We start from the raw sequence: 12874 nt of genomic DNA, 5'->3' as shown, positions 1-12874 counted from the left end.
GCGTAATTCAACCTTTCTTTTACAGCTTCCTTGCAAAAATGTTTCTTCAATGTTAAAATAAGGTCACTATAAAAGCAAAGGATTTTAATATGAGCGATAAAAAAGGATCAGAAGGACGGATCCAGTGGTCCCGTTTCTTCAAAAAATTATCTCCTTACATGATCCAGAAGGGGCTTTTGTATATGAAACATTATGGTCCCAGGGAATTCTGGATCCGGCTTCATGAGCGCTTTGAGCCGGAGGAGATTCCTTATGGTCCCTGGTATGCGGCCTATGTGCCGGACCAGACGGTCCTTGACAAACAAAGAAAGAAAAGATTTGCCTATGCGCCTTTGATCAGCGTGGTAGTTCCGGCGTACCGTACCCCGGAGTTATTTTTGCGCCAGATGATCGATTCCCTGGAAGCACAGACCTATGAGAACTGGGAGCTTTGCATTGCCAACGGAAGTCCGGAAGATCAGTCTATGAAAAAGGTGCTGGAAGAGTACAGCCAGCAGGATAAGCGGGTACGCTGGCAGGATCTTACAGAGAATAAAGGCATTGCAGAGAATACCAATGCTGCATTTGCCATGGCTGCAGGAGAATTTGTGGGACTTCTTGACCACGACGATCTTCTTGCCCCCAATGCCCTCTATGAGATCGTGAATGCATTGAATGCCCATGAGCATGCAGATGCGGTCTACACCGATGAGGATAAAGTGACGGCGGAACTGGACGAGCATTTTCAGCCTCACTTAAAGCCTGATTTTAACATTGATCTTCTTCGTTCCAATAATTATATCTGCCATTTTTTTGTTGCCAGACGGCAGCTGGTAGGGGAAGTGGGCGGATTTCGCAGGGAATTTGACGGTGCCCAGGATTATGATTTTATTTTCCGCTGTGTGGAGAAGGCCCAGGAGGTTGTGCATGTGCCGGAAATCCTTTATCACTGGCGTACCCACAAGGCGTCTACAGCAGATAACCCGGCAAGCAAGATGTATGCTTTTGAGGCCGGTAAGCGTGCCATTGAGGCCCACCTTGAGAGAACCGGGGTGAAGGGCACGGTAAGCCATACGCCGGATCTTGGATTTTACAGAGTGAAATATCCGGTGCAGGGACATCCCCTTGTCTCCATTATCATACCGAATAAGGATGAGAAGGAGACTTTGGAGAAGTGTCTGGAATCCATTAAGAAGAATACGCTTTATGACAACTATGAGATCATCATTGTGGAGAACAACAGTACCACAGATGAGATCTTCGATTACTATAAGAAGATTTCCCGGGATCCCAGGATCCATCTGATCTGCTGGAAAAAGGAATTTAACTATTCTGCTATCAACAATTTCGGTGTAAAAAATGCCCGAGGCGAGTATCTCCTTTTCCTGAATAATGATGTGACCATTATTACAGAAGACTGGATGGGAGAGATGCTTGGCGTGTGCCAGAGAAAAGAAGTAGGTGCTGTTGGCGTCAAGCTGATCTATCCGGACAATACTATCCAGCATGCAGGATGCGTGATCGGAATCGGTGGAATTGCAGGCCACATGTTTGTGGATATGCCGGCGGAACGTACCGGATATCTTCACAAGGCTTCCATCCTGCAGGATATGAGTGCGGTGACGGCGGCCTGTATGATGATGAAGCGAAGTGCATTTGACAAAGCAGGCGGCTTTACAGAAGAGCTGGCAGTAGCATTTAATGATGTGGATCTTTGCCTGAAGACCATTAAGGCAGGATATCTGGTGGTGTATGATCCATATGCGAGATTGTACCACATGGAATCCAAGACACGTGGGGCAGAGAATAATGATGCAAAGATAAGACGCTTCCAGAAGGAAATCGAATATATGCGGAGTAACTGGATCGACGTCCTGAAAAAGGGAGATCCCAATTACAATAAGAATCTTTCCCTGACCAAATGGAACTATTCTTTGAAACCACTTCCGGGCATGACCGGCAAAAATGACGAGAAAGACTAAGGAGACATTATGCAGGAAGTATCAGTCATTATTCCTAATTATAATGGAATGGCATATTTAGAAGGTGTGCTTTCCAGCCTGGAACAGCAGGATTTTCAGAATTTCGAGACAATTCTTGTGGATAATGGGTCCGCAGACGGAAGTGTTGCCTTTGTAATGGGAAATTTTCCCTGGGTGCATATTGTGGAGCTGCCGGATAATTTCGGCTTTTCCAGGGCTGTAAACGAAGGAATTTATGCGTCAAGAGCACCTTATGTGCTTCTTTTAAATAACGATACAGAGGTGGATAAAAGCTTTGTAAGGGAAATGCTGGCCTCCATAAAAGGGCATAAGAAAGCTTTTTCCTGCAGTGCAAGGATGATCCGGTACCATGAAAGGAACAAGCTGGATGATGCCGGAAATTATTACTGCGCCCTTGGCTGGGCTTTTGCCCGGGGAAAAGGCAAAGACATCCACACCTATGAGAAAGAAGACCGGATCTTTACCTCCTGTGCAGGAGCAGCCATTTACCGTAAAAAGATTTTCGAAAAGATCGGTTATTTTGATGAAGAGCATTTTGCATATCTGGAAGATATTGATGTTGGGTACCGTGCCAGAATTTTTGGCTATGAGAACTGGTATGCGCCGAAGGCTCTGGTGTATCATGTGGGAAGCGGCACAAGCGGCTCCAGATACAATCAGTTCAAGACAAGATATTCTTCCAGAAACAATATTTACCTTATCTACAAAAATATGCCTGCTTTGCAGATCCTTTTGAACCTGCCATTTCTCATTGTGGGATTCGGCATGAAGATCCTGTTTTTTACCCAGAAGGGGATGGGAAGAGAGTATATTGCAGGCATCAAAAATGGATTTCAGATCAGCAGAAAGAATAAAAAGGTGAAATTTCATCTGAAAAATCTGGGCAGATATGGGAAAATTCAGTTGGAGCTGTGGTGGAATCTGATATACAGACTTTTCGCCTGAGAAAATTTTTCACATTTGATGTTTGAAGAATTTGTTGCAATTCTGTTTTATCTATTATAAGATAGAGAAAGTCACAGAGTAAAATAATTTCTGCAAGGAAAGACAGGAGTAGAAATTGTGAGCTGGTGTTCTGCAAGAGAACAGAGGCATCTGTGAAGAAGGCAGAGGTGGCAGAGATTGATTAGAGACAATCAGAAGAATTTCAGTCGACTCCATGTTGTTGTAGATGCCGGTGTAATTACACTCTCTTATTTTATCGCCTGGGCACTGAGGTTTATCGGACCCTTTGCAGCAAGTGCGGTACGTGCCAGAAGTTTTGAGCAATATATGTCTGCCCTTGTTTTTATTTTGCCGGCGTATATATTGCTGTATCATGCGTTTTCCCTGTACGAGCCTTTGCGTATGCAGGGAAGACGCCTTGTATTGTCCAATATTATCAAGGCGAATTCCCTTGGTATTCTGATCACTACATTTATTTTGTATACCATTGAAGAGGGAGATATTTCCCGTTCGGTGTTATACATGTTTTATGGGATCTGCATTGTGGCAAGCTGGGGAGCGAGGATGCTCATTTTTTACAGCCTGCGCAAAATGCGAAAGAGAGGTCTGAATCAGAAACAGGTTGTGCTGGTTGGATACAGTCGGGCAGCGGAAGAATATATTGACCGTATTCAGGAGAACCCTCAGTGGGGATATGTAGTGCGGGGGATTTTGGATGACAATGTTGCTGCTGGTACCTTATACAAAGGGATCAAGGTAATTGGAAGGATCGCCAATCTGAATGTGATCCTGCCGGAGAGCAGACTGGATGAGATTGCGATTACACTGGGATTAAGTGAATATTATCGGCTGGAAGAGATTGTAGCGCTTTGCGAGAAGTCAGGCGTGCATACAAAGTTTATTCCGGATTATAATAAAATTATTCCGACGAAACCATATACAGAAGACATTCTTGGACTTCCGGTAATCAATATCCGGTATGTTCCTTTAAGCAATACCTTTAATTCCATGGTAAAAAGAGTGATGGATATTATTGGTTCTATTATTGGAATTATTGTGGCGTCCCCGGTTATGCTGGTGATGTGTATCCTGATCAAGCTGACCTCTCCGGGACCGCTGATCTATCGACAGGAGCGAGTTGGCCTTCATAACCAGACTTTCTGGATGTATAAGTTCCGTTCTATGGAAATTCAGCCGGAAGCAGAAGAGAAGAAGGCATGGACGGTAAAAAATGATCCCAGGGTTACGGGAATCGGCAGATTTATGCGAAGAACCAGTATTGATGAGCTTCCTCAGCTTTTTAACATTTTGAAGGGAGACATGAGTCTGGTAGGACCAAGGCCGGAGCGCCCGTTCTTTGTAGAGAAGTTCCGCGAAGAAATCCCAAGATATATGGTGAAGCATCAGGTAAGACCCGGCCTGACCGGATGGGCACAGGTAAATGGCTACAGAGGCGACACTTCCATCCGTAAAAGGATTGAATACGATCTTTATTATATAGAGAACTGGAGTGTTGGCCTGGATATTAAGATCATGTTTATGACGATCTTTAAAGGATTCGTCAATAAGAATGCGTATTGAGAAAGGAAAAAAAGATGGCAAGACCTGGTAGAAAAAAGAGGATTGCTTTGTTTGTTCTGGAAATTATCTGTCTGATGCTGTTTATCGGCGGCCTGTATGTATACGGACAGATTGATACCAGACTGAACAAGATTGAGACACCGCAGCTGGATGAGAGTAAGATCGTTACAAATGTAACAGCTCCGCAGATGACCGGCTACACCACATATGCACTGTTTGGAATCGATGCGCGTTCCAGGAACGCTGCGCTTACGGCACAGAACAGTGATACCATTATTATTGCAAGTATCAATAATGATACCAAAGAGGTGAAGCTTGCATCTGTATACAGGGATACCCTTCTGGATATCGGAAATGATACCTATACCAAGGCAAATGCAGCTTATGCATATGGCGGCCCGGAGCAGGCGATTTCCATGCTGAATACTATGCTGGATCTGAACATCACTGATTATGTGACTGTTAATTTTAATGCCATGGTGTCTGCAATCGATGCTCTTGGCGGCCTTGATATCCCTCTTTCCTATGCGGAAATGGTATTTATGAATGATTATTGCGTGGAGACTTCTGCGGAGACTGGTAAGAGCTATACACCTGTAGAACTGCCAGATCCTAAGCCGGAGAATGAGGAAGAAATCCTTGGAACCTATCACCTGAATGGCGTACAATCTGTTTCCTACTGCCGTATCCGTTACACCGCAAGTATGGACATGGGACGTACAGAGCGTCAGCGCCGTGTGATCGGTATGATGGTTGATAAGGCGAAGGCTGCGGGGATTGCTACTATTTTCAATATTATGGATGAAGTATTCCCGATGATCTCCACATCTGTCAGCAAGACAGAGATCCTGAACCTGATTCCCAGTCTGATGGGATATAACATTGCAGATACTACCGGATTCCCATCCAAGTATAAATTTGCAGATGTTAAGAATGCCAGCATGGTTGTAGCTGATACCCTGGAGGAGAATGTAAAAGAGCTTCATAAATTCCTCTACGGTTCAGATGAGAATTATCAGCCTTCCCAGAATATTGTAGCTGCAAATGCCAAGATCATTGAGCTGGTTGGTGGTGCAGACACATTGGTTGACCAGGCTCCGCTGGCAAGCAATGAGGCTGGAACCTCAGACGAGATCGTATGGCAGGGAGATGGAAGCGGTAATTACGATTATAATGATTACAGCAGCGACAGTAGCTACGATAACAGTTCTGATTATGACAGCGGCAGCGGAAGTAGTTACGATAACAGCTCTGATTACGACAGTGGAAGCGATTACAGTGGCGGAAGCGATTACAGTGACGGAAGCGATTCCAGTGGCGGAAACGATTACGACAGCGGCGATTATGATAACGGAGGCTACAGCGACGGAGACGATGGATCAGGAGATAGTAGCTTCGATGATGGAAGCGGATATTGATCAAACGGATATCCAGTTTAATTAAAGCTTTTTCAGGGGACCATCCGAAAGGAAATGGTCCCTTTTTCAAACAGGAGCAGCAGTTCTTTTTGCAGCTGGTCCGGTTTGGAAAATGCAGTGCTTTTCCGTGAAAACAGAAGTGTTCGTTTGTTAAGGAGAAATAGAATGGAGAAAGTTGATGTAATAATTCCAGCATTTCGTCCAGGGCAGGAATTTGAAAAATTGCTGGAAGTCCTTTGCCGGCAGAGCTATGAAGTGGATACTATTCTGGTAATGAATACAGAAAAACAGTTCTGGAATCCGTCCTGGGAAACAAAATTTCCAAAAGTAAAGGTGAAACATCTCAGTAAATTGGAATTTGACCATGGCGGCACAAGACGTCAGGCAGCTCAGATATCAGAGGCAGATATTATGATATTTATGACTCAGGATGCAGTTCCGGCGGACCGAAATCTGATCCGAAATCTGGTCCGTCCATTACAGGAAAATCCTCAGATAGGAGCTGCCTATGCAAGACAGCTGGCAAGAGAGGACTGCGCTTACCTGGAAAAATATACCAGATCCTTTAATTATCCGGCACAGTCATCGGTGAAGTGGGAGAAGGATACCGGACGCTATGGAATAAAAACCTATTTTTGCTCCAATGTTTGTGCTGCTTACAGAAAGAGCATTTATGAACAGGTTGGTGGATTTGTTCCGAAAGCCATCTTTAATGAGGATATGATCTATGCAGGAACCATAGTAAAGAGAGGCTATGGAATTGCTTATGCTGCAGATGCCTGTGTCATTCATTCCCACAACTATTCCTGCCAGCAGCAGTTCCGCAGAAATTTTGACCTGGGTGTTTCCCAGGCGGAGCATCCGGAGATCTTTGAGGGTGTTCCCTCGGAGGGAGAAGGTCTCCGCCTTGTGAAAAAGAGTTTTTCCTATCTTGTAAAAACAGGACATTTGTGGCTGATACCCAAGCTGGTGGGGCAGAGCGGCTTTAAATATTTGGGATATTTTCTGGGAAAAAGATACCAGAAGCTTCCTGAAAAAGTAATTCTGTTTTGTACTATGAATCGGGAATACTGGAAGCAAACTAAGGAATGATCCTGCTTAAATTTATCTAAGGTGTCATGTTTTTTGCGTGTCACCTTTTCTTAAAAAATCTATCACACTTTCAACACAATTGCTTGCTAAACTTGTATCATAAAATAAAAGAAAATGTTACGGAGCATATCTGTTTCTGAGAGAACAGGAGTGTGGATGAACATAGAAGGGAGCAAAAAATGAGTGAGGAATGGAATTGGGGTAAGGATCCTAAGAACACGGATGGTGAGCCCCAGAAGCCAGAGAATCCGGACATGTCCGGACAAACTGGATCTGATCAGACAGCTGCCCCCGGAGATGATCTGAATGAGAATGTAACCTATCATTACAAATATACAAGCAGCAGGACATCAGATAGAACAGGAAATACAGCCGGAGGTAATTATTATGCCTCAGACAATAGTTCCGGCAGTACCTATGGGAATAGTGAAAATGATTCTGACCGTTTCCAGTCGCAGAATTCAGAACCGAAATACGCACACTATCAGGTAGATGACCAGAAGAAGCCGCCAGAAGAGGATACAAAGAAGCGTCATAAAGGATCTTATCTGAAGCATCATGGTGAACGAAGTACATCCACAAGCTTTGGCAAAAAAGCTGGCAATACCATTACACTGGCTGTAATCTTCGGCCTGGTGGCAGGAATTGTATTCCAGGCAGTAAATGGAATATCAGACCGGTATTTTAATAAGGAGACACAGACATCTGTTGGAACAGCAGAAACTCTTGGTTCTTCTGCTGCATCAGGAGACACTGGCACAGACGAAGTAAGTGCTGCAGCCAGCAGTACCAGTGCAGAGACCGTCGCCAATGAGAAAGGACCGGTAGCTGGAGTTGCCCAGGCTGCAATGCCTTCTGTAGTGGCGATCACTTCTGTCAGCATGCAGGAAATCCGTAGCTTCTTCGGCTATGGAATGGAGTATCCCAGCACAGGAAGCGGCTCCGGTATTATTGTTGGTGAGAATGATGATGAACTTTTGATCGCCACTAATAATCATGTGGTAGAAGGTGCCACGACCTTAAGCGTCTGCTTTATCGGCAGTGATGTGGTAAATGCAGAACAGGAAACAGAGAATTATGTAAACGGGAATGGTGACCTGAATATTGATGGCGCTGTTTCTGCCAAGATAAAAGGAACAGATGAGGATACGGACCTTGCCGTGATCGCAGTTGAGAAAAGTGATATCCCGGAGGAGACCATGGACCAGATCAAGATCGCCCAGCTTGGCAATTCCGATGATCTGGCAGTTGGAGAGCAGGTAGTAGCCATTGGTAATGCACTTGGCTATGGACAGACGGTAACATCCGGCTGGGTAAGTGCTCTGGACCGTACGGTACAGTCTGATTCCAACACTTACGAGGACCTGATCCAGACAGATGCAGCTATCAATCCTGGAAACAGCGGCGGTGCCCTTTTAAACATGCAGGGAGAGCTCATTGGCATTAACTGTGCGAAAATCGCATCAAGCAGTGTGGAAGGTACTGGATATGCCATCCCCATTTCCAAGGCACAGCCGATCCTGGAAGACCTTATGAACCGTAAGACCAGAGATAAGGTTTCTGATGAGTCACAGGTTGGATATCTGGGAATTAAATTTGCAGATCTTTCCAGAGAAGCCATTCAGATGTATAATATGCCATCCGGTGCCTTTGTCATGTACGTGGCTCCAGGAGAGGCAGCTGACAATGCAGGAATTCAGAAGAGTGATATTATAACCAGGCTGGATGGACAGAAGGTTTCCAGCAAGGCAGATATTAATGATAAGCTTCAGTATTATTCAGCAGGGGAACAGATTGAAATTGAGGTGGCGCGGTTGAATAACGGAGAGTATGAAGAATCTACTGTAACCGTCACGCTGAGTGCAAGACCAGATAGTAATCAGTAATGTGCGAGGGGAGCCAAAAGCTCCCCTTTATTCGTTGGAGTGGGTGGACGGCGGCCCGGGACTTGGTTTTATGACATTTTATAAAAAGTTAATTTCTAAATTAGAGAAAAGTATGTTACAATAAGGCAACAAAACATTTTATGCAGAAGGAAAAGAAAGCTGGCGCTGATAAATGCCGGCAGCAGGAAAGGAATTATTGATATGACAGATCATTTTGACGATGAAAAAGAAGATATCATCGAGGGAGATATAACGGAGACAGGGAGCGACGATCACGAGGATGACAGCGATTATGAGAAATTCTGCTTCCTTTGCCACCGCCCGGAGAGCCAGGCTGGCAAGATGATCGAGCTGCCCAATAATATACATATCTGCAACGATTGTATGCAGAAGAGCTTTGATACCATGACACAGCAGATGAATAACGGACTGAATCTGAATGATCTTCTCAATATGCCAAATGTAAGCATGATCAATCTGGGAAGTCTTCAGGATGCCATTCCCCGTCCGAAGAAGGTAAAGAAGAAAAAAGAAAACGCCAAGCCGGAGATTGACCTTAAGAAAATCCCGGCACCACACAAGATCAAGGCAAGCCTTGATGAATATGTGATCGGTCAGGAGAGAGCCAAGAAGGTAATGTCTGTAGCTGTTTATAATCACTATAAGCGTGTGGCTACCGATACCATGGATGAGATCGAGATCGAGAAGTCCAATATGCTGATGATCGGACCTACCGGATGTGGTAAGACCTATCTTGTGAAGACCCTTGCCAGACTTCTGGATGTGCCGCTGGCCATTGCTGACGCTACCTCTCTGACAGAGGCCGGTTATATCGGTGATGATATTGAGAGTGTTGTTTCCAAGCTCCTTGCAGCTGCAGACAATGATGTGGAGAAGGCAGAGCATGGAATTATCTTTATCGATGAGATTGACAAGCTTGCAAAGAAGAAAAATACCAACCAGCGTGATGTAAGCGGTGAGGCAGTACAGCAGGGACTTCTGAAGCTTCTGGAGGGAAGCGAAGTGGAGGTGCCGGTAGGCGCTAACAGCAAGAATGCCATGGTTCCGATGGTGACGGTGAATACTAAGAATATTCTGTTTATCTGCGGCGGTGCGTTCCCGGATCTGGAGAACATTATCAAGGAGAGACTGAATAAGCAGGCTTCCATTGGCTTTTATGCAGACCTGAAGGACAAATATGACAACGATCCTCATATTCTGGAGAAGGTGACAGTGGACGATATCCGTACATTTGGCATGATCCCGGAATTTATTGGCCGTCTGCCGATCATATATACACTGGATGGCCTGAATGAGGACATGCTGGTACAGATTCTGAAGGAGCCTAAGAATGCTATTCTGAAGCAGTATCAGAAGCTCCTTGCCCTGGATGAGGTGAAGCTGGATTACGAGGAGGAAGCGCTTTATGCCATTGCAGCCAAGGCATTGGAGAAACATACAGGAGCCAGAGGGCTTAGGGCTATTCTGGAGGAGTACATGTTGGATATTATGTATGAGATCCCCAAGGATGACAGTATTGGACAAGTTATTATTACCAGGGAATATATAGAGGGAACTGGTGGACCGAGAATCATGCTTCGGGGACAGGAGATTCCGCTGATCGGGGCTGCTAAGTAAGTTGACTGTTACAGGTCAGGGCGTGAACAGTAAGATTTGGCCTGTGTGAAGCATGTAAACAGATTTGTATGGCCCCCGCCTGGAAGTTCGTAAAGGTAACATGTGTTTAAACACTTTTTATATGTAAAGGAGACGGTATTATGGCACGCGATTTTTTTGATGAGTTAAGCGACAGGATTACAAGGACGACCAAAGATCTTGGCAAAAAAGCCGGCCAGTTGTATGAGACACAGAAGATCAGAAGCAAGATTTCCAGCGAAGAGCAGATGGTCCAGAAACTGAAAGCAGACATTGGAAATGTGATCTTTGAGAAATACAAAGAAGGCGCAGAGTTGGACGAAGCCCTGAAGGGATTCTGCGAGGAGATCCAGCAGCATCTGGATATTATTACCGGATACAGGGATTCTGCAGCTGAACTGAAAGGTCAGAAGATCTGCCCAGCATGCGGCAGGCATGTAGACAGAAGCGTATCCTTCTGTCCGTTCTGCGGATCTGTATGCCCTACTCCGCAGCCAGAGACTGAGACTGCCGAGGGAGATGTGATCGACTCAGAGACAGAGGAGATTGTAGCAGAGGCAGAAAATGAGGCTGAGAAAGCAGAGGAGACTGCAGCAGAGGCAGAAAATGAGGCTGAGGAAGCAGAGGCAACTGTAGAGGCAGAAAACGAAACGGAAGAAACCACTGAATAATAATTTATTGCAACTATTTAGAAGATTGCATTTTGCGAGGTGTTTTTTGTAATTTATCAGTATTAAGGAGGCAGCAACCATGCTTTCGCTGACAATTGCCGGCGGAATTTTTCTGCTGGATTACAGAATTAAGGAATATATCGACAGTACCCGCCTTCAGGGAAGTCGGGAAGAGGCGCTTGGTGGCAGGCTGATCCTTCGCAACTGTCATAACAAGGATATGGTTCTCGGCAGGGTGAAGATAGGCCAGAAGAACTGCCAGGAGCTGTCCGCAGCCGGTCTTGGCTGTGCCGCAGGGGAATACTGGCATCTGCTTCTTCACGGAGGCAGTAAGCTGAGTAAGGCCGGACTTGCCATGATCGTAGGCGGTGGGATGTCAAATTATGTGGATCGTCGGAATAAAGGCTATGTCACAGACTATGTAAGCCTAAATGTGAAGAATAAAGAAATCCGCAAGATAGCCTTTAATCTTTCGGATGTGTGCATTGCCACAGGTGCCGCTTTATGGGCAGTAGGGAATTTACTTCCTGATAAGAGGTAAACATGGACTTCAGCTTGTTGCCCGCGTAAATAAAAAGAACTTTAAGAGATCTGTGAACGTTGATCTTAAAGTTCTTTTTTATGTAAGTAAAGGATTTACAAGCAAACGACAAAAGACACCCGGCATAAGTCGCCTGAGGTGTCTTTTGTCGTTTGTTTGAGTTACTGTAGCTGACATTAGGACCAAGCCATAAAGCATGGGCGGGGACAGCTGCAGCTCTCAGTCTTTCTGGGAGAGCCGTGAAGGGGGATAAGGGCGCTTTACATCCGTGCGTTCCAGCAGATAATCCACACTTACCTTATAGAAGTCTGCAATCCTGCACAAAATATCCAGGGGAATATGGCGTTCCCCGGTTTCATACCGCGAATAGGTACGCTGGCTCACATTGAGATAGTGTGCCAGATAGCCCTGCTTCAAATCGTGATCTTCCCGCAGCTCTCGGATTCTTTTGTACATCATATTTCATTTCTCTGGTGTAAAAGTATAAATGGTATTTGCCATTACCTTTGAAAAGTCACAGGATAACAGCTTATTTTATTATAATTTGCGGCTTCCCCTGAACTGTTAAAAAGACCAAAATGGACTAATCATAAATCCTGGAAAGAGTCCCATTTCTTCAAAAATAATATTTTTTTAATTTTTCAAATTTTTTTGAAAATTAATGTTGACATTTGCTGGATTGTGTTGTATTATAATCAAGCAGTCGCGAGAGAGCGATTGAAACATAAGAAATGCAGGAGTGGCGGAATTGGCAGACGCGCAGGCTTCAGGTGCCTGTGGTCGCAAGATCGTGTGGGTTCAAGTCCCATCTCCTGCATTATTTTTTTTCTTTTGTTACGAATACCAGAGCCGCTTATGAATGTTGGCTGTGAGACACAGAAAGTCTCGAATGGAAGCAGGCTCTGATCCGGTAGCTTTTTTCTGTTGTGCAAATTTTTTATGCACAACAGAATTTTTTTTTGCCCGTATTTTGTTGAAAAAAGCACTTTGCTATGGTACAATCTTGAAGATTTAGGTAACTATCAGGAGATAGAATTCCGCGAGGTGTTTTGGCATGGATATGCCAAAATCCCGAGACCTACGAGCCAAAATGCCATCACCG

Annotated in this window: 10 protein-coding genes and 1 tRNA gene; 10 read left to right on the top strand and 1 reads right to left on the bottom strand. The window is 44.9% G+C overall.

Annotation, left to right across the window (positions count from 1 at the left end; translation table 11 throughout):
• The first annotated feature begins 89 nt into the window (after positions 1–89).
• From LIQ05_RS06970 to LIQ05_RS06930, 9 genes are all read left to right on the top strand, one after another.
• Entirely contained in the window at positions 90–1961 is a 1872-nt protein-coding gene (locus tag LIQ05_RS06970; RefSeq protein WP_226819631.1) for a glycosyltransferase family 2 protein, read from the top strand.
• Between the two features lie 9 nt (positions 1962–1970).
• Positions 1971–2927 carry a glycosyltransferase family 2 protein gene (locus LIQ05_RS06965; RefSeq protein WP_226819630.1) on the top strand — a complete coding sequence of 319 codons (957 nt, stop codon included), beginning with the start codon at positions 1971–1973 and terminating at the stop codon, positions 2925–2927.
• Positions 2928–3104: 177 nt separating this feature from the next.
• Entirely contained in the window at positions 3105–4508 is a 1404-nt protein-coding gene (locus LIQ05_RS06960) for an undecaprenyl-phosphate glucose phosphotransferase (protein WP_226819629.1), read from the top strand.
• 14 nt (positions 4509–4522) lie between these two features.
• Positions 4523–5926: an LCP family protein gene (locus LIQ05_RS06955; RefSeq protein ID WP_226819628.1), complete on the top strand. Its 1404-nt coding sequence runs from the start codon at positions 4523–4525 to the stop codon at positions 5924–5926.
• A gap of 165 nt (positions 5927–6091) precedes the next feature.
• A complete protein-coding gene (locus LIQ05_RS06950; protein WP_226819627.1) occupies positions 6092–7018 on the top strand; it encodes a glycosyltransferase family 2 protein in 927 nt (308 codons plus the stop codon).
• A 179-nt stretch (positions 7019–7197) separates the two neighbouring features.
• Positions 7198–8904, top strand: a complete 1707-nt coding sequence (locus LIQ05_RS06945) for a S1C family serine protease (protein ID WP_226819626.1) — start codon at positions 7198–7200, stop codon at positions 8902–8904.
• A gap of 201 nt (positions 8905–9105) precedes the next feature.
• Positions 9106–10542, top strand: coding sequence for an ATP-dependent Clp protease ATP-binding subunit ClpX (gene clpX, locus LIQ05_RS06940; protein ID WP_226819625.1), 1437 nt, complete (start codon positions 9106–9108; stop codon positions 10540–10542).
• Between the two features lie 140 nt (positions 10543–10682).
• Positions 10683–11231 carry a zinc ribbon domain-containing protein gene (locus tag LIQ05_RS06935; protein ID WP_226819624.1) on the top strand — a complete coding sequence of 183 codons (549 nt, stop codon included), beginning with the start codon at positions 10683–10685 and terminating at the stop codon, positions 11229–11231.
• 79 nt (positions 11232–11310) lie between these two features.
• Complete coding sequence (locus LIQ05_RS06930; protein ID WP_226819623.1) at positions 11311–11772, top strand: signal peptidase II; 462 nt, start codon at positions 11311–11313, stop codon at positions 11770–11772.
• A 219-nt stretch (positions 11773–11991) separates the two neighbouring features.
• Here the strand turns inward: LIQ05_RS06930 and LIQ05_RS06925 are convergent, their stop codons facing one another.
• Entirely contained in the window at positions 11992–12231 is a 240-nt protein-coding gene (locus LIQ05_RS06925) for a helix-turn-helix domain-containing protein (protein WP_226819622.1), read from the bottom strand.
• A gap of 274 nt (positions 12232–12505) precedes the next feature.
• Between LIQ05_RS06925 and LIQ05_RS06920 the strand changes: the two genes are divergently transcribed.
• Positions 12506–12589 (top strand) — tRNA-Leu (locus tag LIQ05_RS06920).
• Positions 12590–12874: the final 285 nt, after the last annotated feature.

Origin of the sequence: Blautia glucerasea (assembly GCF_020537505.1) — a bacterium.
Classification (GTDB): domain Bacteria; phylum Bacillota; class Clostridia; order Lachnospirales; family Lachnospiraceae; genus Blautia_A.
This window is presented reverse-complemented; position numbering and strand designations above follow the sequence as displayed.

Bases quoted from the DNA above. Each gene is read 5' to 3' on its own strand.
- LIQ05_RS06970 (WP_226819631.1), top strand. From the start codon at position 90: ATGAGCGATAAAAAAGGATCAGAAGGACGGATCCAGTGGTCCCGTTTC.
- LIQ05_RS06965 (WP_226819630.1), top strand. From the start codon at position 1,971: ATGCAGGAAGTATCAGTCATTATTCCTAATTATAATGGAATGGCATAT.
- LIQ05_RS06955 (WP_226819628.1), top strand. From the start codon at position 4,523: ATGGCAAGACCTGGTAGAAAAAAGAGGATTGCTTTGTTTGTTCTGGAA.
- LIQ05_RS06950 (WP_226819627.1), top strand. From the start codon at position 6,092: ATGGAGAAAGTTGATGTAATAATTCCAGCATTTCGTCCAGGGCAGGAA.
- LIQ05_RS06945 (WP_226819626.1), top strand. From the start codon at position 7,198: ATGAGTGAGGAATGGAATTGGGGTAAGGATCCTAAGAACACGGATGGT.
- clpX (WP_226819625.1), top strand. From the start codon at position 9,106: ATGACAGATCATTTTGACGATGAAAAAGAAGATATCATCGAGGGAGAT.
- LIQ05_RS06935 (WP_226819624.1), top strand. From the start codon at position 10,683: ATGGCACGCGATTTTTTTGATGAGTTAAGCGACAGGATTACAAGGACG.
- LIQ05_RS06930 (WP_226819623.1), top strand. From the start codon at position 11,311: ATGCTTTCGCTGACAATTGCCGGCGGAATTTTTCTGCTGGATTACAGA.
- LIQ05_RS06925 (WP_226819622.1), bottom strand. From the start codon at position 12,231: ATGATGTACAAAAGAATCCGAGAGCTGCGGGAAGATCACGATTTGAAG.